The sequence below is a fragment of the Streptomyces spongiicola genome (assembly GCF_003122365.1).
Lineage (GTDB): Bacteria > Actinomycetota > Actinomycetes > Streptomycetales > Streptomycetaceae > Streptomyces > Streptomyces spongiicola.
Window position 1 is genome coordinate 4606023 of the sequence record NZ_CP029254.1, and the last position, 22106, is coordinate 4628128.

At 72.4% G+C, this 22106-nt stretch carries 15 protein-coding genes, 2 CRISPR repeat arrays and 1 riboswitch (1 of these 18 only partly in view); of the genes, 11 read left to right on the top strand and 4 right to left on the bottom strand.

The window, feature by feature from the left end; translation table 11 throughout:
* A CRISPR array of direct repeats spans positions 1-671; the repeat unit is 29 nt; unit sequence GGGACCATCCCCGCGGGTGCGGGGAGCAG; it begins 4178 nt to the left of the window's first position.
* A 210-nt stretch (positions 672-881) separates the two neighbouring features.
* From cas3 to cas2e, 8 genes are read left to right on the top strand one after another with little or no spacing between them, the layout of a single operon-like run.
* Positions 882-3860: a CRISPR-associated helicase Cas3' gene (gene cas3 / locus DDQ41_RS20305; RefSeq protein WP_262508516.1), complete on the top strand. Its 2979-nt coding sequence runs from the start codon at positions 882-884 to the stop codon at positions 3858-3860.
* Positions 3841-5721 carry a type I-E CRISPR-associated protein Cse1/CasA gene (gene casA, locus DDQ41_RS20310; protein WP_109295761.1) on the top strand — a complete coding sequence of 627 codons (1881 nt, stop codon included), beginning with the start codon at positions 3841-3843 and terminating at the stop codon, positions 5719-5721. Before cas3 ends, casA begins: the two co-directional genes overlap by 20 nt.
* Positions 5718-6443: a type I-E CRISPR-associated protein Cse2/CasB gene (gene casB, locus DDQ41_RS20315; RefSeq protein WP_109295762.1), complete on the top strand. Its 726-nt coding sequence runs from the start codon at positions 5718-5720 to the stop codon at positions 6441-6443. Before casA ends, casB begins: the two co-directional genes overlap by 4 nt.
* Complete coding sequence (gene cas7e, locus DDQ41_RS20320; RefSeq protein WP_109295763.1) at positions 6440-7636, top strand: type I-E CRISPR-associated protein Cas7/Cse4/CasC; 1197 nt, start codon at positions 6440-6442, stop codon at positions 7634-7636. The genes casB and cas7e overlap by 4 nt, the downstream gene beginning before the upstream one ends.
* Positions 7633-8367 carry a type I-E CRISPR-associated protein Cas5/CasD gene (gene cas5e, locus DDQ41_RS20325; protein ID WP_109295764.1) on the top strand — a complete coding sequence of 245 codons (735 nt, stop codon included), beginning with the start codon at positions 7633-7635 and terminating at the stop codon, positions 8365-8367. Before cas7e ends, cas5e begins: the two co-directional genes overlap by 4 nt.
* On the top strand, positions 8367-9155 hold the full coding sequence (gene cas6e / locus DDQ41_RS20330; RefSeq protein WP_109295765.1) for a type I-E CRISPR-associated protein Cas6/Cse3/CasE: 789 nt from the start codon (positions 8367-8369) through the stop codon (positions 9153-9155). Before cas5e ends, cas6e begins: the two co-directional genes overlap by 1 nt.
* Positions 9152-10144, top strand: a complete 993-nt coding sequence (cas1e, locus tag DDQ41_RS20335; RefSeq protein WP_109295766.1) for a type I-E CRISPR-associated endonuclease Cas1e — start codon at positions 9152-9154, stop codon at positions 10142-10144. The genes cas6e and cas1e overlap by 4 nt, the downstream gene beginning before the upstream one ends.
* Entirely contained in the window at positions 10141-10503 is a 363-nt protein-coding gene (cas2e, locus tag DDQ41_RS20340) for a type I-E CRISPR-associated endoribonuclease Cas2e (protein WP_109295767.1), read from the top strand. The genes cas1e and cas2e overlap by 4 nt, the downstream gene beginning before the upstream one ends.
* Before the next feature lie 93 nt (positions 10504-10596).
* Positions 10597-13859: direct repeats of the CRISPR family, unit length 29 nt; unit sequence CTGCTCCCCGCACCCGCGGGGATGGTCCC.
* Between the two features lie 66 nt (positions 13860-13925).
* Here cas2e and DDQ41_RS20345 read toward each other — a convergent pair.
* The 4 genes from DDQ41_RS20345 to gcvT all read right to left on the bottom strand — a co-directional run bounded on the left by DDQ41_RS20345 (position 13926) and on the right by gcvT (position 18362).
* Positions 13926-15296 carry an L-serine ammonia-lyase gene (locus tag DDQ41_RS20345; RefSeq protein ID WP_109295768.1) on the bottom strand — a complete coding sequence of 457 codons (1371 nt, stop codon included), beginning with the start codon at positions 15294-15296 and terminating at the stop codon, positions 13926-13928.
* A gap of 202 nt (positions 15297-15498) precedes the next feature.
* Positions 15499-16758 (bottom strand): serine hydroxymethyltransferase, encoded by a 1260-nt coding sequence (gene glyA, locus DDQ41_RS20350; RefSeq protein WP_109295769.1) that lies wholly within the window; start codon positions 16756-16758, stop codon positions 15499-15501.
* A gap of 27 nt (positions 16759-16785) precedes the next feature.
* Positions 16786-17160 (bottom strand): glycine cleavage system protein GcvH, encoded by a 375-nt coding sequence (gene gcvH, locus DDQ41_RS20355; RefSeq protein ID WP_109295770.1) that lies wholly within the window; start codon positions 17158-17160, stop codon positions 16786-16788.
* 86 nt (positions 17161-17246) lie between these two features.
* A complete protein-coding gene (gene gcvT, locus DDQ41_RS20360) occupies positions 17247-18362 on the bottom strand; it encodes a glycine cleavage system aminomethyltransferase GcvT (RefSeq protein ID WP_109295771.1) in 1116 nt (371 codons plus the stop codon).
* A gap of 161 nt (positions 18363-18523) precedes the next feature.
* Positions 18524-18622: riboswitch (glycine riboswitch) on the bottom strand.
* Between the two features lie 131 nt (positions 18623-18753).
* Here gcvT and DDQ41_RS20365 point away from each other — a divergent pair.
* The 3 genes from DDQ41_RS20365 (at position 18754) to DDQ41_RS20380 (ending at position 21685) form a co-directional block, all read left to right on the top strand.
* Entirely contained in the window at positions 18754-19455 is a 702-nt protein-coding gene (locus tag DDQ41_RS20365) for an AAA family ATPase (RefSeq protein WP_109295772.1), read from the top strand.
* A gap of 565 nt (positions 19456-20020) precedes the next feature.
* Positions 20021-20791 carry an enhanced serine sensitivity protein SseB gene (locus DDQ41_RS20375; RefSeq protein WP_109295774.1) on the top strand — a complete coding sequence of 257 codons (771 nt, stop codon included), beginning with the start codon at positions 20021-20023 and terminating at the stop codon, positions 20789-20791.
* Positions 20792-20905: 114 nt separating this feature from the next.
* Positions 20906-21685 carry an enhanced serine sensitivity protein SseB C-terminal domain-containing protein gene (locus DDQ41_RS20380; RefSeq protein ID WP_109295775.1) on the top strand — a complete coding sequence of 260 codons (780 nt, stop codon included), beginning with the start codon at positions 20906-20908 and terminating at the stop codon, positions 21683-21685.
* The last annotated feature ends 421 nt before the right edge of the window (positions 21686-22106 follow it).

Genomic DNA, 22106 nt, shown 5'->3' on the forward strand with positions numbered 1-22106 from the left:
TGGATAACCGGGCCGTCGGGACGGGACCATCCCCGCGGGTGCGGGGAGCAGATGGCCCGGCCTGTCGGGAAGACGATCAGCCCGGGACCATCCCCGCGGGTGCGGGGAGCAGGTAGGGGGTCCTAGCCCTTCGGGCCCCTTACGCCCTACGGGCGGGACCATCCCCGCGGGTGCGGGGAGCAGCCACAGCAGATGTACTCCCAAGCCGAGCATCTGGGACCATCCCCGCGGGTGCGGGGAGCAGCTCCCGCGCGTCATCAGCTTCGCCAGCGCCAAGGGACCATCCCCGCGGGTGCGGGGAGCAGTCCATGAAGATCGGGCCGGCCGGGGCCACGTCGGGACCATCCCCGCGGGTGCGGGGAGCAGTCCCTTGGGGTCATGCAACCCCCCGGCGGAGGGGGACCATCCCCGCGGGTGCGGGGAGCAGCCTCGTACCGGTCCGCGATCCGCTCTGTGGTGAGGACCATCCCCGCGGGTGCGGGGAGCAGGCGGGGGCGGGGGCGATCCTGCGAGGCGAGACGGGACCATCCCCGCGGGTGCGGGGAGCAGTTCACCCGGACCCGTCCGCCGGACCAAACCATGGGACCATCCCCGCGGGTGCGGGGAGCAGCTGGAAGAGACCCGCCGTCGGGGGCCGCACTGGGGACCATCCCCGCGGGTGCGGGGAGCAGACTCGTTGACCTGGTAGTTCACCGCAGCGCAGGCCCCGTTCGACCTACTTCTGCGGAGTCGGGCAGATAGGTCATTCGGGGCATTCCTTCGGTTCCGATGGCCTGGCAGACCGGGTGTCAGAGGATCGGTATACCAGCCGATATCACCTGGATGACTGCGTTTACCCATTTCCGTGCGCGGAGCCCGGCCGTGCATGTATCAATCTCTGCATGAGCAACGGGGAGCGTACCCGTCTCGGCATGCTGCCCCGGCTCGGGGACCCGGCACGGTCGGTGTGGGCCAAGCATGACCGCGACACCGACGGTTGGTTGCCGCTGTGGCGGCATATGGAGGACAGCGCCGAGGTGGCTCGCCTGTTGTGGGACCGGTGGCTGCCCGCGGGCGTGAGGGGGCTGGTCGCCGAGGCGTTGCCGCGCGGTGATTCGGACGCGCGGGCCCTCGTCGGTTGGCTGGCCGCTGTGCACGACATCGGCAAGGCAACCCCGGCGTTCGCCTGTCAGGTCGACACGCTCGCCGACGCCATGCGTGGCAGGGGACTTGAGATGCGTTCGGCGAAGGCGATGGGGCCGGACCGTCGGATCGCGCCGCATGGTCTGGCCGGGCAGGTGCTGCTCGGCGAGTGGCTTGAGGAGCGTTACGGGTGGGCGCCTGCGCGGACCGGGCAGCTCACGGTCGTTGTCGGCGGGCATCATGGCGTGCCGCCCGAGTACGGGCAGATCAAAGCCCTTTACGACCGTGGGGAGTTGTTACGCACTCCCGGTGCGAGCGGACGCGTCTGGCGTCAGGTGCAGACCGAGTTGCTCGACGCATGCGCCGAATGCTTCGGTGCGAGCGGACGGCTGGGGGACTGGCGGTCGGTGAGGCTGCCGCAGCCGGTGCAGGTGCTGTTGACCGCGCTGGTCATCCTCGCCGACTGGATCGCCAGCTCGCCGGACCTCTTCCCGTACTTCCCCGACGCGGCGTCCCGCAGCGATCGGGAACGCCTCGAGGCTGCCTGGCGTGGACTGGACCTGCCGGAGCCCTGGCGGGCGGAGGAGCCGGTCGAGAGCGCGCGGGAGCTGTTCGCCTCCCGGTTCGCCCTGCCGGCGGGGGCGAGGGCGCGCCCGGTCCAGGAAGCGGCCGTGGAGTTGGCCCGGGAGATGGAGCAGCCGGGCCTGATGATCGTCGAGGCCCCGATGGGGGAGGGGAAGACGGAGGCGGCGCTCGCCGTGGCCGAGGTCTTCGCGGCGCGCTCGGGTGCGGGAGGAGTGTTCCTCGCGTTGCCCACCATGGCGACCGGGAACGCCATGTTCCCTCGTCTGCTCGACTGGCTGCAGCGGGTGCCGGGGGTGTCGGGGACACGTCGTTCGGTGCACCTGGCCCATTCCAAGGCCGCCCTCAACGAGGACTTCGCCGACCTGATGGCACGCGCCGGACCGGTCGCGGCCATCGGCGTCGACGAGGCGGTGCCGGTGTCGTCCGGGAGGCAGGCGGAGGGCCGGCGTCGTGCGAGTGGCGAACTGGTGGCGCACGCCTGGCTGCGGGGGCGCAAGAAGGCCATGCTCGCCTCGTTCGTCGTCGGCACCGTCGACCAGTTGCTGTTCGCCGGTCTGAAAAGCCGCCACCTGGTGCTGCGTCACCTCGCCGTGGCGGGCAAGGTCGTCGTGATCGACGAGGCGCACGCCTACGACACGTACATGAGCGTGTACCTGGACCGGGTGCTGTCGTGGCTGGGTGCGTACCGGGTACCCGTTGTGGTGCTGTCCGCGACCCTGCCGGCCGCGCGCAGGAGCGCGCTCCTCGCCGCGTACGCCGGCCGGAGCGGCGCGACCGCCGCGGAGGAGGCCAGCGCGGAGGAGGCCAGCGCGGAGGAGGCCACCGCGGAGGAGGCCACCGCGTCGCAGGCGGCGTACCCGCTGCTGACCGCTGTCGCTCCGGGCGGACTACCGGAGGTCCGCTGTCCACGCGCATCGGCCCGGGCGACGAGGGTGCGGGTGGAGCGCCTGGCCGACGGCTTGGACGTCCTCGCGGGGCGGCTGGAGGACGAACTCGTCGACGGTGGCTGCGTCCTGGTGATCAGGAACACGGTCAGGCGGGTGCTGGAGACGGCCGAGGCGCTGCGTGCCAGGTTCGGCGCGGAGAACGTCACGGTCGCCCACTCGTACTTCGTCGACCTCGATCGGGCCGACAAGGACCGTGCGCTGCTGCGGCTGTTCGGTCCTCCGGAGAAGACGGGCGACCGGCCGGCGGGCCGGCACATCGTGGTGGCCAGCCAGGTGGCCGAGCAGTCGCTGGACGTCGACTTCGATCTGCTGGTCAGTGATCTCTGCCCGGCCGATCTGCTCCTGCAGCGCATGGGGCGTCTCCACCGCCACCGGCGCGGGCCTGACCAGCAGGAGCGGCCCAGCCGCCTGCGTACCGCGCGCTGCCTGGTGACCGGGACCGACTGGGCGGCGGAGGTACCCGTTCCGGTGCGGGGGTCGGTCGCCGTGTACGGGCGGTACGCGCTGCTGAGGTCGGCCGCGGTCTTCCTCCCCCACCTCGACGACCCGGCCCGGCGGCCGGTCGAACTCCCCACGGACATCGATCCGCTGGTGCAGGGCGCTTACGGGGAGGGGCCGGTCGGTCCCGACCACTGGCAGGGCGCCTTGGAGGAGGCGCGTGAGCAGTTGGGGCGGCACCGCGTCGACCAGGCCGAGCGGGCGGCCGTGTTCCGTCTGGGGGACGTCGGGAAGCCCGGGCGGCCCTTGTTCGGGTGGGTCGCCGCCGGTGTGGGGGACACGGACGACACGGCCACCGGTCGCGCCCAGGTGCGTGACAGCCGGGACGGCCTGGACGTCGTGGTCGTGCAGCGGCGCGGTGACGGAAGCCTTGCCACCCTGCCGTGGTTGACGCCGGACGTGAAGCGGGAGCGTCGCGCCGGTGTGGAGCTGCCCCAGGGTGCGACACCGTCACGCTTCGCTGCCCGCACCGCGGCGAGTTGCGGTCTTCGGCTTCCCCCGCGGTTCTCCGGCGAGACGCTGGACCGGGCCATCGAGGAGCTGGAGCGGCTGTATCTCCCTCACTGGCAGGGCAAGGACAGCCCCTGGCTCTCCGACCAGTTGATTCTCGCTCTCGACGAGGACTGTCAGACCCGGCTGGCAGGCTTCGTACTCCGGTACAGCCCGAGTGACGGCCTTGAGGTGACCCGTGACGCAGACGACCGATGACCCGGAGGCCCGTGAGGTGCCGTCCTTCGATCTGACCAGCAGCTCCTGGATCCGCGTGGTGCGGAGTGACGGCTCACAGGACGAACTGTCGCTCCGTCAGGTGTTTGCGCAGGCCGACGATCTGCGCTGCGTCGTCGCCGGTCTGGCCACCCAGGAGTTCGCCCTGATCCGGCTGCTCCTGGCCGTCGCGCACGACGCCTTGGACGGTCCGCGTGACATCGAGGAGTGGGCGGAGCTGTGGGAGGACCGGGAGAGCCTCGCGCCCGTCCAGGAGTATCTGACGCGGCACGCCGACCGGTTCGATCTGCTCCATCCGCAGACGCCCTTCCTGCAGTCGGCCGGACTGCGCACGCTGAAGGACGAGGTGTTCTCCCTCGACCGGATCGTGGCGGACGTGCCCGCCGGTGAGAAGTTCTTCAGCGCACGGCTGCCGGAAGTGGAGCGGCTGTCGTTCGCCGAGGCCGCCCGGTGGGTCGTCCACGTCCACGCCTACGACACCTCCGGCATCAAGACCGGCATGGCCGGCGACGACCGGGTCAAGGGCGGCAAGGTCTTTCCGCTCGGCACCGGCTGGTGCGGCGGACTCGGCGGCGTCTTCGTCGAGGGCGACACGCTCCGCGAGACCCTGCTGCTCAACCTGGTGGCGGCGGACACCACCGAGTTGGAGTTCCCGGCCGACGACCGGCCGGCGTGGCGGCGCGACCCCAGCGGACCGGGCTCCACCGGCCGTCCCGCGACCGGTCTTCGCGACCTGTACAGCTGGCAGTCGCGGCGCCTGCGACTGCACTACGACGCCGACGGCGTCCACGGTGTCGTCCTCGGCTACGGAGACCAGCACACCCCCCGGAACATGCACCGGCGCGAGCCGATGACCGCGTGGCGCCGCAGCAAGGCGCAGGAGAAGAAGCTGGGGCAGTCGCCGGTGTATCTGCCGCTCGAACACGATCCGGCCCGCTCGGCCTGGCGGGGCATCGCCGCGCTCGTCGCCGACCGGCCGGGCGACGGCGGTGGCGGTGGCGGTGGCGCAGAGCCTGCCGCACGTCTGCGGCCGAGGATCCTTGAGTGGATCGCCCGACTGGTGAGCGAGGGGCATCTGAAGCCTCGATACCTCGTCCGCGCCCGACTGGTGGGCGTCAGCTACGGGACCCAGCAGTCGGTCGTCGAGGAGGCCGTCGACGACCGACTGCAGATGCCGGTCGTCCTGCTGCACCGGCAGGACCCCACGTACGCGGTCCAGGCCATCGCCGCGTCGGACGACGCCGACCGCGCGGTACGGGCCCTGGGGGACCTGGCGGCCGACCTGGCCCGGGCGGCCGGAGTCGGCCAGGAGCAGCCGAGGGCCGCGAGCCTCGCCGAGGGGTTCGACGCGCTGGAGCAGCCGTACCGAGACTGGCTGTCCGTGCTGGCGGACGTTCCCGACCCCTTCGCCCACCGGGACACATGGCGGCGTCAGCTGCGGAAGGCCGTCGGCCGTCTCGGAGACCGCCTCATCGCCGCCGCGGGCGACGCGGCATGGGAGGGGCGCCTCTGCACCGGCACCGGCAGCACCGGCACCGGCACCGGCAGCACCGGCACCGGCAGCAGTAAGGGCGCCAAGGGCAGCACGTACTGGCTGAACGCGGGCCTCGCCGACGTGTGGTTCCGCGGGCGGCTGGCCAGGGCGCTGGGAGCCCCCGGTGATCCCGAATCCCCGAGCCCGGCTGGAGGCGGTACAGACGCCAACACCCCGGACGGTGCTGGGCCGCCCGCCCACGCCGGCGGTGGGCCGCCCGCCCCCGACGGTGCTGGGCCGAGCGCTCCGGAACCGGCCGGCACACCTGGCTCCGAACACGCCGCGACCACCCCGGAGGTGCCCGTATGACCACCGCTTCACCCCCTCCCGCCTCGCCCCCGTCCGCCTCGGCCCTTCCCGCCTCGCCCCCCTCCGCCTCGGCCCCGGTCCACCAGAGGCTCGCCGAACTGACCGCGGCGACGATCGTCCCCCTCCAGCAGGGCTATCTCGCGGACCGGTCCCCGGCCGTCGCCGCTCTCGCCCGCCTGCGCCGCGGCGCGGGCCGCGAGGCGGGCGAGCTGCCCGACCTGTGGAACCTGGTCGACACCGGCCCGCTCCACACCCGTACGGACGGGTCACGGGCGTTGAGCGAGCGCGAGCTGACCGGCGCCGAGAACGCCCTGCACGCGGCCCTCACGCTGTGGGCGTTCCACCAGCAGTCCCGCGGCACCCCCATGCACTGCCGGCACACCCGTGACCGGCCGCGCGGTCTGGGTGCGGCGGTCCGGCGCCTGATGCCGGCCGACGGCGTGGACGAACCCGTCCGCAAGCGCCTGGTCCGCGCGGGGACCGCTCCCGACCTCACCACCCTCACCCAGCGGCTGCGCGACCTCGTCGCCCTGCTGCGCCGTGACGACATCCCGCTCGACTACGCACTCCTCGCCGGCCAGCTCTACACCTGGCAGTGGCCCGACGGGCCCGCCGCCGTCCGCCGCAGCTGGGGCCGCTCCTTCCACGAGCAGGCGCGGGCCGCCGCGGCCGCGGACGAGAACACCACCAAGAACAGCCACACCGACAAGGACGCCTCGTGAGCCGCATCTTCCTCGACGTGCACGCCCTCCAGACCGTTCCGCCCAGCAACCTCAACCGCGACGACACCGGCGCGCCCAAGACCGGCCTCTACGGGGGAGTCCCGCGTGCCCGCGTCTCCAGCCAGGCCTGGAAGCGGGCCATCCGCACCTCCTTCAAGGACGAGCAGCTGCTCGACCCCGCCGAGCTGGGTGTACGGACGAAGAAGATCGTGGAACTCCTCGCCGACCGGATCACGGCGCTCGACCCGTCCGCCGAGCGGGAGACGGCGCTGAAGCTGGCCGACGAGACCGTCAGGGCCGCGGGCTTCAAGACCGAGGTGCCCAAGCGCAAGGCCGACCAGGCGAAGAAGGAGGGCGGCCGCACCCCCGCACCCGAGAGCAAGTACCTGGTCTTCCTCAGCTCCCGGCAGCTCGACGGCCTGGCGCGCCTCGCTCTCGACGGCGCCTCCGACATCACGGCCTTCCTGAAGACCAAGGAGAACAAGGCACGCGCCAGGGAACTCGCGGACACCCGGCACTCCGTCGACATCGCCCTCTTCGGACGCATGGTCGCCGACGTCGCCGACATCAACGTCGACGCCGCCGTACAGGTCGCACACGCACTCAGCGTCCACCGGGTCGACAACGAGTCGGACTACTACACCGCCGTCGACGACGAGAACACCGACGAGGAGACCGGCGCCGGAATGATCGGCACCGTCGACTTCAACTCCGCCACGCTCTACCGGTACGCCTCACTCGGAGTGCACCAGCTCGCCGCCAACCTCGGCGCGGGCCTGCGCGACGACGAACACCACAGCGAGCCCGTCCGGCGCGCGATCGAGGCGTTCGTGCACGCCTTCACCTCGTCCCTGCCCACCGGGAAGATCAACACCTTCGGTCACCACACCCAGCCCGACGCCGTCGTCGTCAGGCTCCGCACCACCCGGCCCATCAGCTACGTCGCCGCGTTCGAGGACCCGGTCCGCAGCGACGGCGGCGGCCACCTCCGCGAGGCGTCCGACCGGCTCGCCGCCTACGCCGCCGACGTCGAGCGCGCATACGGCGACCCCGGCAGTACCCGTACCTGGGTGCTGCGCGTCGGCCCCGCCACACAGAAGCTGGCCGGGCTCGGCACGGAGACCGAGACGCTGCCCGAACTCGCGGCCGACGTCGCCCGCGCCGTCGCGGAGCGCCTGGAGAAGCCCGCATGAGCGTGCTCGTCCTCCGCCTGGCCGGTCCGCTGCAATCCTGGGGAGCCTCCTCCCGGTTCACCCGCCGCACCACCGAATCGGCTCCGACGAAGAGCGGCGTGGTCGGCCTGCTCGCCGCTGCGGCCGGCATCGAACGAGGCGACGACGAGCGCCTCGCTCCGCTCGCGGCACTCCGGTTCGGGGTGCGCATCGACCAGCCGGGCACCCGCATCCGGGACTTCCAGACCGCCCACCACGGCGTCACCGGCACGTCCATGCCCCTGTCCGAGCGGTTCTACCTCGCCGATGCCGTCTTCGTCGCCGCCGTCGAGGGTGACCACGCCCTGCTCAGCGAACTGCACGCCGCCCTGCACGCGCCGGCGTACCCGCCCTTCCTCGGCCGGCGCTCGTGCCCGCCCGCCGAGCCGCTCGTCCTGCAACTGCACGAGCACGCAGACGGCATCGAGGACGTGCTCAGGACCACGCCGTGGCAGGCCGCGGACTGGTACCGCAGGCGCCACCGGCCCCCGGACCACCTGACCGTGCTGCGTGAGGCGTCCGGCGGCGAGAGCATCGAGACGGCGGACCTGCTCCGCGACCAGCCCGTCAGCTTCGACGCCGGCCGCCGGTTGCACGCGCCGCGCACCGTCGTCACCGACCCCGTGCCCGTCCCGATCCCCGCGGGCGGCGATCCGCGGTACGCGCACGACCCCTTCACCGCCCTCGACTCCCTGGAGGAGGAAAGCGCCTGATGTTCATCTCCCGATTCCGCGTCAACACCGCGCGATCCGGCGCGCGCCGCCTCCTGTCCTCGCCCCAGCCCCTCCACGCCGCCGTCATGTCGTCGTTCCCCGGCATCCTGCCCTCCGACCGCCCGGCGCCCGCCGCCCCCCGTGTGCTGTGGCGCCTGGACCAGCGGAGCCGCGCCGAGGTGCTCCTCCACATCGTCAGTCCCGACCGCCCCGACCTGACACATCTGGTCGAACAGGCCGGCTGGCCCGCCGCCGCCGACCCCGCGAACCCGGGCTGGCAGACCCGGCCCTACACACCGCTCCTCGACCGGCTGGGAGCGGGCGACCGCTGGGAGTTCCGGCTGACCGCCAACCCCGTGCACAACATCCGCCGCAAGGAGGGCGAACCACGCAAGACCACCGCCCATCTGACCCCCACGCACCAGATGGGCTGGCTCCTCGACGAGAAACGCCAGCAGCGCCTCGGCTTCCGGGTCTGCGAGAAGCCCGCCGAGCGCAGGCTCCTGCCCGAGGGCACCACACACCATAGGCGCCCCCACCCGGGTGACCGCTACGAGCTGACCGTACGGGACACACGGTCCCTCTCCTTCACCAAGTCCCGCGACCCGGGCAGCAGTCAGGGCAGACAGGTCACCGTCGTCACGGCCACCTTCGAGGGACGGCTGGAGGTCACCGAGCCGGACGCCCTGCGCCGCGCGCTCACCCAGGGTGTCGGACGGGCCAGAGCGTACGGCTGCGGTCTCCTCACCCTGGCCCCCGTCGCCCACCCCGCCCCACGGACGCCATGAGCACGGTCTCCCGGCGCCCGGCACTCACCCCGAGACACCTCACCCGCACCGGTGAACGCCTCTCCTTCGTCTATCTGGAACGCTGTACGGTCCACCGCGACGCGAACGCCATCACGGCCCAGGACGCCGAGGGAACCACCCACATTCCCTCCGCGACCATCGGCACCCTGCTCCTCGGCCCCGGCACGCGGATCACCCACCAGGCCATGAGCGTTCTGGGCGAGACCGGCGCGGCGGTCTGCTGGGTCGGTGAACACGGCGTGCGCTACTACGCGTCCGGCCGGGCCCTCAGCCGTACCTCCGCCCTCGTGGAGGCGCAGGCCCGGCAATGGGCCAATCCCCGAAGCCGCCTCGCCGTGGCACGCGAGATGTACCGGCTGCGCTTCCCGGACGAGGACCCCTCCGGTCTCACCCGGCAGGAACTCCTCGGCCGTGAGGGGAAACGGGTCAAGGACCACTACCGGGCCGAAGCCGCCCGCACGGGCGTCCCCTGGCGGGGCCGCCGCTACGTTCCCGGCGACTTCAGCAGCGGTGACGCCGTCAACCAGGCCGTCACCGCCGCCGCCCAGTGCATGTACGGGATCGCCCACGCCGTCGTCACCTCGCTCGGCTGCAGCCCCGCTCTCGGCTTCGTCCACTCCGGCCACGAACTCTCCTTCGTCCTGGACATCGCCGATCTCTACAAGACCGAGATCGGCATCCCCGTCGCCTTCGACGTGGCCGCACAGGACGAGGAGGACGCCGGCTCTCGCACCCGCCGCGCTCTGCGGGACCGCATCAACGACACATCGCTGCTGAACCGGTGCGTAGACGACATCAAGCGACTGCTGCTCCCGGAACCGGCCGGCGACACCGCAACCGGCGGCCACCAGGACGCGACCCCGGGCGTGGCACCCGACGTGGTCACCCTCCACAGCGACGGCGGCCGCCAGGTCCCCTCCGGCGTCAACTACGGCGGAGGGGACGACTACGGAGAGTCGCTCTGGTGACCGTCATCGTCCTCACCAACTGCCCCGCCGGTCTGCGTGGCTTCCTGACACGCTGGCTGCTGGAGATCTCCGCGGGCGTGTTCGTGGGCAACCCCTCCGCCAGAATCCGCGACCTGCTCTGGGAAGAAGTCCGGCAGTTCGCGAACCAGGGCCGTGCCCTGCTGGCCCACACCACGAACAACGAGCAGGGCTTCACTTTCCGCACCCACGACCACGCGTGGCACCCGACCGACCTCGAAGGAGCCACCCTTATCCGCCGCCCCGACCCGACCGCACCGCCCCCGGCGGCGACTCCCCGCAGCGAACCGCCATCGGGCTGGAGCAGGGCCGCCAAACGCCGCCGCTTCGGCAGGAGCTGACGCCACATCATGACCCACATGCCGGATTCGCCGGAAACTGCGAAAGTCCCCGGAAACCGCCCCCGCCGCCGCTAAACCCCCAGCTCAACCAGTCTGCTCCCCGCACCCGCGGGGATGGTCCCTGATATCCGAGCCACGTTTTCCCGCACCCCGTCTGCTCCCCGCACCCGCGGGGATGGTCCCCCGCTGGCAGATGCGGTAGTGCGCAGTAAGCGCTGCTCCCCGCACCCGCGGGGATGGTCCCGTGAACGCCACACGGCAGATCGTTGACGCGCTCTGCTCCCCGCACCCGCGGGGATGGTCCCCTGTACGCGGGACTCGACGTAATCCTGACCGCCTGCTCCCCGCACCCGCGGGGATGGTCCCCGCCGTGCTTGACGAAAATCATCAGTTCCCAGCTGCTCCCCGCACCCGCGGGGATGGTCCCGTCCGGGCATTCCAGCGCGCGCAGAGGTGGAACTGCTCCCCGCACCCGCGGGGATGGTCCCTCGGAGCCACCCACCTACCGCGCCATCTGCGGCTGCTCCCCGCACCCGCGGGGATGGTCCCCGCCTGGCGGCCCCGGCCGAGCCGATCGGGCTCTGCTCCCCGCACCCGCGGGGATGGTCCCGAACACCGTCGCGCGCTCCACCCACGTCCGGGCTGCTCCCCGCACCCGCGGGGATGGTCCCGACCTTGCGGCTCTGCGCGGTGCCCGATTTGTCTGCTCCCCGCACCCGCGGGGATGGTCCCACGATCTGATAGCGGTTGTCAGCGCTGGTCATCTGCTCCCCGCACCCGCGGGGATGGTCCCCCGGTCGGGCGGTGGACGCAGGGCGAGGGCGACTGCTCCCCGCACCCGCGGGGATGGTCCCGGACGCCACCGGCTTTCATCTGTTCTGGTTCGCTGCTCCCCGCACCCGCGGGGATGGTCCCGGCGGGAAGTCGAGCACGTTGCCAAACTCCCCCTGCTCCCCGCACCCGCGGGGATGGTCCGGCGAGTCCCGGCACCAGGTCGGCTCCGGTGAGCTGCTCCCCGCACCCGCGGGGATGGTCCTCGGATCTTGGCCTGGTCGATGACGATGCGCTGCTGCTCCCCGCACCCGCGGGGATGGTCCCAAGTGGTTCGGGTACAACCTCGGGGACCCGAACTGCTCCCCGCACCCGCGGGGATGGTCCCCAGGCCGGATACCAGCTCGCTGCCGGGCTGCCCTGCTCCCCGCACCCGCGGGGATGGTCCTCCGCCGCCCAACGGCTTCCAGGCGCTGAGCCACTGCTCCCCGCACCCGCGGGGATGGTCCCTCGGCGACAAGGGCAAGCGCGCGCTCGCGTCGCTGCTCCCCGCACCCGCGGGGATGGTCCCGGCGCGTTTGTCATCACGCTGGACAGTAGTACCTGCTCCCCGCACCCGCGGGGATGGTCCCTGTGCTCGCTGTGCACGAGACATCTCTAGCTGCTGCTCCCCGCACCCGCGGGGATGGTCCCATCACCAACGACATCGAGCGCGCGCTCCTCTGCTGCTCCCCGCACCCGCGGGGATGGTCCCGCCGGCATCCTCGAACCCCGGGTCGACCGCGGCTGCTCCCCGCACCCGCGGGGATGGTCCCGCGCGGCTGCGGGCGCGCGTGGCGGAGCTGGACTGCTCCCCGCACCCGCGGGGATGGTCCCCGCCACCAGGGCGACCGTTGCCCACTCGGTGGCTGCTCCCCGCACCCGCGGGGATGGTCCTCATGTGGCCGCTCCTCGGGCAGGTCGTCCCGTCTGCTCCCCGCACCCGCGGGGATGGTCCCACGGCCAGGTGGTGCTCGCCGGGGGCACACATCTGCTCCCCGCACCCGCGGGGATGGTCCCTCTAAGGCCGCGCTGGAGGAGTTCAAGCGGAACTGCTCCCCGCACCCGCGGGGATGGTCCCTGTCCCGGCAGGGCAGGCAGATCGACGGGCTACTGCTCCCCGCACCCGCGGGGATGGTCCCGTCCTGCACCATCTGCCACCGGTCCGTCGACGCTGCTCCCCGCACCCGCGGGGATGGTCCCGGCCGCTTATCGACCGTACAGCCCCTTAGTGGCTGCTCCCCGCACCCGCGGGGATGGTCCCTCCATGTACGCGTCCGGGGACCCGTGCGAGGTCTGCTCCCCGCACCCGCGGGGATGGTCCCGGGATGGACCGCGTCTACCTGAACCACTTCGCCTGCTCCCCGCACCCGCGGGGATGGTCCCGCGCTCGGGACCACAGGGTGACCAACTCCGGTCTGCTCCCCGCACCCGCGGGGATGGTCCCCGGACCGGTGCCGACTGCCGCCCGGTCGACCGCTGCTCCCCGCACCCGCGGGGATGGTCCCTCCAGCGTCACGTACTCCAGCGTCACGGGGTTCTGCTCCCCGCACCCGCGGGGATGGTCCCGTGCACGTGATCCGCTCCCACGCGTCGTTCAGCTGCTCCCCGCACCCGCGGGGATGGTCCCACCTGCAACAGCGGATCCGGGGCGTCCCAGCACTGCTCCCCGCACCCGCGGGGATGGTCCCGACGATTTCGGCACCGCCGTCGCCCTGTTCGACTGCTCCCCGCACCCGCGGGGATGGTCCCGGGTCGGGGAATTCGGAATCCCCCTGCTGTCGCTGCTCCCCGCACCCGCGGGGATGGTCCCGTCATCACTTCACGCGGCAGGGAAGCGACGCACTGCTCCCCGCACCCGCGGGGATGGTCCCGCGTGGGGCGACTCCGTCGAGACGGTGAACCTCTGCTCCCCGCACCCGCGGGGATGGTCCCGAGATCCGCACCCGCGGAGGCCACTGGACCGCCTGCTCCCCGCACCCGCGGGGATGGTCCCGGGATCGGGCAGAACGGCGGCCAGGAGACGGACTGCTCCCCGCACCCGCGGGGATGGTCCCAGTCGCATATTCCACTACAGGGCTGTACGGTCCTGCTCCCCGCACCCGCGGGGATGGTCCCCTGATCTATGCCGCGGGCACCACGGTGCTCCCCTGCTCCCCGCACCCGCGGGGATGGTCCCGACACGATGGTGCTGCGCAACGGGTTCGTCGGCTGCTCCCCGCACCCGCGGGGATGGTCCCGACACGATGGTGCTGCGCAACGGGTTCGTCGGCTGCTCCCCGCACCCGCGGGGATGGTCCCTTCGGCCACAACACGATGCGTTGCGACTTCGCCTGCTCCCCGCACCCGCGGGGATGGTCCCATGTAGCCCAGGAACGGCTCGATCTCCCGGCCGCTGCTCCCCGCACCCGCGGGGATGGTCCCGAGATGCGGCCGAGGTTGTCCAGCTCGATGCGCTGCTCCCCGCACCCGCGGGGATGGTCCCAAGGCGTCTTCGGCTGGAGGGTTGCTCAGATCCTGCTCCCCGCACCCGCGGGGATCGTCTCACCCCTGCCGGCTCCGTGCCCGCCCCGCTCCCGGGCTCCCCGGCTCCCGTGCCCGGAGGGCCCGTGTCAGCACTCGATGATGTTGACCGCCAGTCCGCCGCGCGCGGTCTCCTTGTACTTCACGGACATGTCCGCGCCGGTGTCCTTCATGGTCTTGATGACCTTGTCGAGGGAGACCTTGTGGCTGCCGTCGCCGCGCAGCGCCATCCGTGCGGCGGTGACGGCCTTCACCGCGGCCATGCCGTTGCGCTCGATGCACGGGATCTGGACGAGCCCGCCGACCGGGTCGCAGGTGAGGCCGAGGTTGTGCTCCATGCCGATCTCGGCGGCGTTCTCGACCTGTTCCGGGGAGCCGCCCATCACCTCGGCGAGCGCGCCCGCGGCCATCGAGCAGGCCGAGCCGACCTCGCCCTGGCAGCCGACCTCGGCGCCGGAGATGGAGGCGTTCTCCTTGAAGAGCATGCCGATCGCGCCGGCCGCGAGCAGGAAGCGGATCACTCCGTCCTCGTCGGCTCCCGGCACGAAGTTCGTGTAGTAGTGGAGGACCGCCGGGATGATGCCCGCCGCGCCGTTCGTGGGGGCGGTCACGACACGGCCGCCCGCCGCGTTCTCCTCGTTCACGGCCATCGCGTAGAGCGTGATCCACTCCATCGCCAGTGCCTTCGGGTCGCCCTCGGAGCGCAGCTTGCGCGCGGTGTTGGCGGCGCGGCGGCGGACCTTGAGTCCGCCGGGGAGGATGCCCTCGCGGGACATGCCGCGCGAGACGCAGGCCTGCATCACCCGCCAGATGTCCAGCAGCCCCTCGCGGATCTCGTCCTCGGTCCGCCAGGCCTTCTCGTTCTCCAGCATCAGCGAGGAGATGGACAGTCCCGTCTCGCGGGACAGCCGCAGCAGTTCGTCGCCGGTGCGGAAGGGGTACCTCAGTGCGGTGTCGTCCGGCACGATCGGGTTCTGGCCGGCCACCGCGTCCTCGTCGATGACGAAGCCGCCGCCCACCGAGTAGTACGTCTTCTCCAGCAGCGTCCCGCCTTCGGCGTCGTATGCCCACAGGGTCATGCCGTTCGCGTGGTACGGGAGTGCCTTGCGGCGGTGGAGCACGAGGTCGCGGTCGAAGTCGAAGGCGATCTCGTGTGCTCCGAGGAGCCGGATCCGTCCGCTGTCCTTGATCCGCTCGACCTCGTCGTCGGCGGTCTCGACGTCGACCGTCCGGGGCGAGCTGCCCTCCAGGCCCAGCAGGACGGCCTTGGGGGTGCCGTGGCCGTGCCCGGTCGCGCCGAGGGAGCCGTACAGCTCCGCGCGTATCGCCGCGGTGTGGGCCAGTACGCCCTCGTTCTTGAGCCGGCGGGCGAAGATGGCGGCCGCCCTCATCGGGCCGACGGTGTGGGAGCTGGACGGCCCGATGCCGATCGAGAACAGGTCGAAGACCGAGATGGCCACGGGTGGTACTCCTTGTGGATGGCTGTGCTTTCCCGGGGGACGCGGTGTCCCGGTGCGGCTGTGCCGCGGTCCGGACCCCCGGCGGCGTGGCCGGGGCAGGGGGGCGCGTGGGTGCGCGCCGGTGCACGGTGCGGGGCACCGCACTCACCGTCCGCGGTGTGCGCGGTGTGCGCGGTGCCCCGTCGGTCGTGCTCTGGTCTGCTTACAGACCAGGGTAGAGGGGGTGCTTCGCGGCGAGTGCCGAGACGCGTCCCTTCAGGGCCTGTGCATCGTACGAGGGCTTGAGCACCTCGGCGATGACGTCGGCGACCTCGCGGAAGTCCTCGGCCCGGAAGCCGCGGGTGGCGAGTGCCGGGGTGCCGATCCGCAGGCCTGAGGTGACCATCGGGGGGCGCGGGTCGTTCGGGACGGCGTTGCGGTTGACGGTGATGCCGACCTCGTGGAGGCGGTCCTCGGCCTGCTGGCCGTCGAGCTCGGAGTGCCGCAGGTCCACGAGCACGAGGTGGACGTCCGTGCCGCCGGACAGGACGGAGACCCCGGCGCCGCCGACGTCGTCCTGGACGAGGCGCTCGGCGATGATCTTCGCGCCCTCCACGGTGCGCTGCTGGCGCTCCTTGAACTCCTCCGAGGCCGCGACCTTGAAGGACACCGCCTTGGCGGCGATCACATGCTCCAGCGGGCCGCCCTGCTGGCCGGGGAAGACCGCGGAGTTGATCTTCTTGGCCAGCTCGGCCGTGCAGAGGATCACACCGCCGCGCGGGCCGCCCAGCGTCTTATGGGTGGTCGTGGTCACGACATGGGCGTGCGGCACCGGGTTCGGGTGCAGCCCGGCGGCCACCAGACCCGCGAAGTGGGCCATGTCGACCATCAGGTACGCGCCGACCTCGTCCGCGATCCGGCGGAACGCGGCGAAGTCCAGCTGGCGCGGGTACGCCGACCAGCCGGCGACGATCAGCTTCGGCCTGGACTCCTTGGCGAGCCGCTCCACCTCGGCCATGTCGACCTGGCCGGTGGCGTCGTCGACGTGGTAGGCGACCACGTTGTAGAGCTTGCCGGAGAAGTTGATCTTCATTCCGTGGGTCAGGTGCCCGCCGTGCGCGAGGTTCAGGCCCATGATGGTGTCGCCCGGCTTCAGCAGGGCGAACATCGCCGCCGCGTTGGCCTGGGCACCCGAGTGCGGCTGGACGTTCGCGTGCTCGGCGCCGAACAGCTCCTTGATGCGGTCGATCGCGATCTGCTCGACGACGTCGACGTGCTCGCAGCCGCCGTAGTAGCGGCGGCCGGGGTAGCCCTCGGCGTACTTGTTGGTCAGGACGGAGCCCTGCGCCTCCATGACCGCGACCGGGGCGAAGTTCTCCGAGGCGATCATTTCCAGGGTGGACTGCTGGCGGCGGAGCTCGGCGTCGACGGCGGCGGCGACATCCGGGTCGAGCTCGTGGAGAGGGGTGTTGAGAAGCGACATCATGCGTTCCCTAGGGTCGGGTCCTGCTCAGCTGGCGAAATCGGTGTACTCGGCGGCGGAGAGCAGGTCCTCCGGCTCCTGCGCGACCCGCACCTTGAACAGCCAGCCGCCCTCGAAGGGGGCGGAGTTCACCAGCGACGGGTCGTCCACGACGTCCTGGTTGGCCTCGACGATCTCGCCCGTCACCGGGGAGTACAGATCGCTGACCGACTTGGTCGATTCCAGTTCGCCGCAGGTCTCGCCCGCGGTCACCGTGTCACCGACCTCCGGGAGCTGGACGTAGACGACGTCGCCCAGGGCGTTCGCCGCGTGCTCCGTGATGCCGACCGTCGAGACGCCGTCCTCGGCGGCCGACAGCCACTCGTGCTCCTTGCTGTACCGCAGCTGCTGGGGGTTGCTCATGACCTGAATTCTCCTGTACGCGGGGACGTGCTGCTGATGGGGGGATGCCGGAGTGAGTGCTCCCGGCGCCGGCGGAACCCGAGGGACTACTTCCGGCGCTTGTAGAAGGGGAGCGCCACGACCTCGTACGGCTCATGGGTACCGCGGACGTCCACGCCGACGCCCTCCGTGCCGGGCCCGGCGTGCGCGGCGTCCACGTAGGCCATGGCGAGCGGCTTCCCGAGGGTCGGCGAAGGGGCTCCGGAGGTGACCTCGCCGACGGCCTCGCCACCGGCGACCACGGTCATCCCGGCCCGGGGGACCCGGCGGCCCCGGGCGACCAGGCCGACCAGCCTGCGCGGCGGGTTCGCGGCGGCGCGCTCGGCGGCGGCCTCCAGCGCCTTGCGGCCGACGAAGTCGCCCTCCTTCTCGAACTTCACGACCCGGCCGAGACCGGCGTCGAAGGGGGTGAGCGACGTGGTCAGCTCGTGCCCGTACAGCGGCATGCCCGCCTCCAGGCGCAGCGTGTCCCGGCAGGACAGGCCGCAGGGCACCAGGCCGGCCGGGGCGCCGGCCTCGGTCAGCGCCCGCCACAGCGCCTCCGCGTGCCGCGGCTCGACGAACAGCTCGAAGCCGTCCTCGCCGGTGTAGCCGGTGCGGGCGATCAGCGCCGGGACGCCGGCGACGGTGCCGGGGAGGCCGGCGTAGTACTTCAGTCCGTCCAGGTCGGCGTCGGTGAGCGAGCCGAGGATGCCCGGTGACTCGGGGCCCTGTACGGCGATGAGCGCATATGCGTCACGGTCGTCGCGTACGGCGGCGTCGAAGCCCTCGGCACGCTCCGTGAGGGCGTCGAGAACGGTCTGCGCGTTGGAGGCGTTGGCGACGACCATGTACTCCGTGTCGCCGAGGCGGTAGACGATCAGGTCGTCGAGGATGCCGCCGTCCTCCCGGCAGATCATCGTGTAGCGGGCGCGGCCGGTGGCGACGCCGCCGATGTTGCCGACCAGCGCGTAGTCCAGCAGGGCGGCGGCCTGCGGCCCGGTGACGGTGATCTCACCCATGTGGGAGAGGTCGAAGAGACCGGCCTTCGTCCGGACGGCGTGGTGCTCGTCGCGCTCGCTCGTGTACCGCAGCGGCATGTCCCAGCCCGCGAAATCGGTCATGGTCGCGCCCAGCGAGCGATGCAGGGCGTCGAGTGAGGTGAGACGGGGGGCGTTGCTCATGGATGGGGCTCCCAGGGCATGACTGGCCAGGACGATCCTCCCCATCTGTCATCAAAACCTGAGAGGTTCGTCACGACCACACGTAAGCGGACGTACGCGGAGGGCGTGACTTGCACCTTGGGTGGAACCGCAGGAGCTGCGGTCCGCTTTTCAGATCTGCCTCGTCGCGCGCGGTACGGGGCCTGAGAGATTCAAGGGAGGGACTTGCTCCTTCGGCGCCCGGGCCCACACAGTGGCCGGGACTCTCCCGCGCGGATTCAAGCGGCCGGTATGCAGTTTGCGCGGCCATCATTGCACGGGCGCTCGCGTCGGCAAATCACCCGGTGGCCATTACCTTTTCTTTAAGCTTCTTGGGCAGGGTCTCGAGACCCTACAGGGGGAGAGTGAGCTGATGACGTTGCAGCAGTCCGGTGCGTATCCGGCGACCGCAGGGGTGCCCGCCCGGCCCCGATTCCCCGCGCGAGCCGCCGGGGCCGCCGGGCGCGGCCTGCCGGCCGGCCTCACCGCGGCCCCGCCCCCCGTACGCGACCTGCGGGAACGGCAGGGGCACGGCCCGCGCGCCCTGGTCTTCCGCCGCGGCGACCTGGTGGTGATCTCCGGGCTCCCGGGCAGCGGCAAGTCCACGCTCATCCGGCGGGCGGCCGAGGGCGGCGGGATCGACTCCCAGGACACCCGGGACCGCTGGGACCGGCGGATGCCCCGCGCCGTGCCGTACGCCGTCTACCGCCCGCTCGTCCGCCTCGCCCACTACGCGGGGCTGCGGCGGGCGCTGCGCTCCGGGGAGAGCGTGATCGTGCACGACTGCGGTACGCAGTCATGGGTCCGGCGCTGGCTGGCCCGCGAGGCCCGCAGGCGGGGCGGGGGCCTCCATCTGCTGCTGCTGGACGTCGCCCCCGAGACCGCCCGCGCGGGGCAGCGGGAGCGCGGCCGCGGTGTGTCCGGCTACGCCTTCGCGCGCCACCGCCGAGCGGTCTCCCGCATCCTGCGGGCCGTCGAGGGCGGCCGCCTCCCCGCGGGCTGCGCCTCCGCGACCCTTCTCGACCGGACCGCGGCCTCCGCGCTGAGCCGGATCGGCTTCGCCGAGCAGGCCTGAGCCGAGGGCGGGCCGAGGGCCTGTCGGGGCTGGGCCGGGCCGGGCCGAGGGCGTGTCGGGGAGGGAGTGTCCGGGAAGGGCCTGTCGGGGAGGGAGTGTCGGGGAGAGCGGGCTCCGGGCGGGCGAGGCTCCCCTCAGTCGGGGCTCCGCCCGGGCGTGGCTCAGCGCCGTGCCGCGCCGTCCGGGCGGTTCCGCGTCGTCCGGGCGGTTCCGCGCCGCCCTGCTCCGCGCCGCCCGGGCATGGCGGAGCGCCGTGCGCACCGAGGCTCCGCGCCGGGGCGCCCCGCCGCTTCCACAGGCTTCCGCCGAGGCGAGGGGCGGAGGTCCGCGCGGGCCGTTCCCGCACCCGCGCCCGAGTCCGAGCCTGCGCCCGCGCCCGAGTCCGAGCCTGCGCCCGTTCCCGCGCCCGCGCCCGAGTCCGCACCCGTTCCCGCGCCCGAGTCCGAGCCTGCGCCCGTTCCCGCGCACCGGTCCGCGCCCGCGCCACCATCGCGGCGGCCGCTACCCTGCTTCGCAGGACGTCGCGGCCGGCCCGTCCGGGTCGGCGGGGGGAGCAGGGATCGCAGTGGACACGACATGGCCCGCCAATGAGCTCGAAGAGGTGCTGGCCGCATCGGTCGGGAACACCTCGGCCGGGGCGCGGCTCGTGGAGGTGCTGGCGCGGAGCCCGGTGTGGGTACCGCTGCCCAACGGAGGTGGTCCCGACAGTGCCGGCCTCGACCTGCCGACAGTCGAGATCGACGGCATCCCCTACGTCCCCGTCTTCAGCTCCCGGGAGCAGTTCCGCCTCTGCGCGGGCGACCAGATGTCCGGCACGGTCGCGCCCGCCGTCGAGTTCGCCCGGGGGCTGCCCCCGCAGCTCGGCATCGCGGTGAACCCCGGTGGCACGGTCGGTGTACCGCTGCCCCCGCCCGCGGTGGCCGAGCTGTGCCGGACGGATTCCTCGCCGCTGGGCGGCTCCTCCGCTCCCGGGGGCCCTCGGCAGGGCGCGGCGAGCGGCGGCCGGGTCCGGCTCTTCGAGCCCGACTGGCAGGAGGAGCCGGTCGACTTCCTCGCCGCCGCGGCGGGCGAGTTCGAGTCGACCCGGGTCGTCCAGACCGCCCGCAGGATCCTGGCCAGCATCGAGGGCGACCCGCCGGTCCTGTTCGTCGGCGTCCAGCTCTCCGCCTTCGACGATTCCGACCGCGCCGCCCCCATGGACGCCCTCGGCCGGGCCCTCGGCCGGGTCGCCGTGAAGTGGCCGGTCAACCTGGTGCTGCTCGACATCGCCCAGGACCCCGTCGGCGACTGGATGCTGACCAGGGTCCGGCCGTTCTACACCCGGCAGTACGCGTAGAGGTCGCGTTGGTGTCGTTACGGCCGCTTAAGCTGGTTTGATGACGTGGCCGCCGCACTCGCGTGCCCAGGGCGGCGCGAGGGAACGGCGGATCGAAGAGGGGCGGGACCCAGAGTGAGTGCGTCAGGCACCGCGGCGGCCGGGCAGGTCGAGCACATGCTGCGCCAGGTGACGCCCGGGCGCTACGACGCCTACGAGGCGCTGCTCCAGGCCCTCACCGGCGGCCGGGTGTGGATGCTCCTCTGGCACGGCCGGGCGGGTTCGCCCGACGCCCAGTACGGCAACATGGAGGTGGACGGCCTCGGGTACGCCCCCTGTGTCACCTCGGCCGAGGAACTCTCGGCGTCCGGCTGGACCAGGGCCCACGAGGTGGTAGCCGGCGCCGACGTCGCCCGTGCCCTCTTCCCCGACCGCTGGGGCATCTGGCTCAACCCGCACGCGCAGGGCGGGGGCGTCGGCATCCCCTGGCCCGATCTGCGACGGATCGCCACCGGCCTCGACCGGATGCCCGCCGGGCCCCTGCGGCTGGCGGAACCGGCCATCGAGATCCCCCAGTTCTACGCGCTGCTCACACAGAACGCGCACCGCACCCCGGTCGTCCGGTCGCTGCGCAGGGCCTGGGTGCAGCCGTCGCTCGGCGCTCCGTACCTCGCCATCGGCCTCGACCTCTACGACACGGGCCAGCAGTCCGTCGAGTCCGTGCGCGCCATGATGCAGCAGTCGATCGCCGCCGTGCCGGACGGTCTTCCGGTGTCCACCGTCGCGATGTCCGACGACTACGACCCGGTGGCCATGTGGCTGAGGGCCAACACCCGGCCGTTCTACGACCGGGAGGCCCACGCGGGCCCTCCCCGGCAGCCCGGCTACGGATACCCGCCCGCCCAGTCCCGCTGAGTCCCGCTGAGTCCCGCTGAGTTCGGCTGAGTTCCGCCGCGTTCCACAGCGTTCCCCCCGGATCCTCCCTTGAGTTGGCCCCTGAGGTCACCTCAGTTCCCCTCAGGTTTTTCAGGTCCTCCCAGGTCCTCCCGGTGGCTCTGAGCGCCTCCCGGTCCCCGCACGCCCCCAGTGCCTCTCGGCGCCCCCAGCGCCTCTCGATCACCCCTCGGTTTCCCTCAACCGCATCTGAGTTCGCCCCAGTTCACCTGTTCCCCCGGGTGTCCCCGTGGTTCCCGTGGTTCCCGTGGTTCTCGTGGTTCCCGTGGTTCCCCTGAGCCGCCGGGCTGAGGCTCCAGGCGGCGCCCGGGGTCCCACCCCGTACCCGTACCCGCACCGTCACCGGCACCGCCCACCCGGCCAACGACACGGTGTAGCCGGG

What these genes read in the sequence shown, in the direction of transcription:
- cas3 (WP_262508516.1), top strand. Translation starts at nt 882, where the DNA reads ATGAGCAACGGGGAGCGTACCCGTCTCGGCATGCTGCCCCGGCTCGGG.
- casB (WP_109295762.1), top strand. Translation starts at nt 5,718, where the DNA reads ATGACCACCGCTTCACCCCCTCCCGCCTCGCCCCCGTCCGCCTCGGCC.
- cas5e (WP_109295764.1), top strand. Translation starts at nt 7,633, where the DNA reads ATGAGCGTGCTCGTCCTCCGCCTGGCCGGTCCGCTGCAATCCTGGGGA.
- cas6e (WP_109295765.1), top strand. Translation starts at nt 8,367, where the DNA reads ATGTTCATCTCCCGATTCCGCGTCAACACCGCGCGATCCGGCGCGCGC.
- cas1e (WP_109295766.1), top strand. Translation starts at nt 9,152, where the DNA reads ATGAGCACGGTCTCCCGGCGCCCGGCACTCACCCCGAGACACCTCACC.
- glyA (WP_109295769.1), bottom strand. Translation starts at nt 16,758, where the DNA reads ATGTCGCTTCTCAACACCCCTCTCCACGAGCTCGACCCGGATGTCGCC.
- gcvH (WP_109295770.1), bottom strand. Translation starts at nt 17,160, where the DNA reads ATGAGCAACCCCCAGCAGCTGCGGTACAGCAAGGAGCACGAGTGGCTG.
- gcvT (WP_109295771.1), bottom strand. Translation starts at nt 18,362, where the DNA reads ATGAGCAACGCCCCCCGTCTCACCTCACTCGACGCCCTGCATCGCTCG.
- DDQ41_RS20365 (WP_109295772.1), top strand. Translation starts at nt 18,754, where the DNA reads ATGACGTTGCAGCAGTCCGGTGCGTATCCGGCGACCGCAGGGGTGCCC.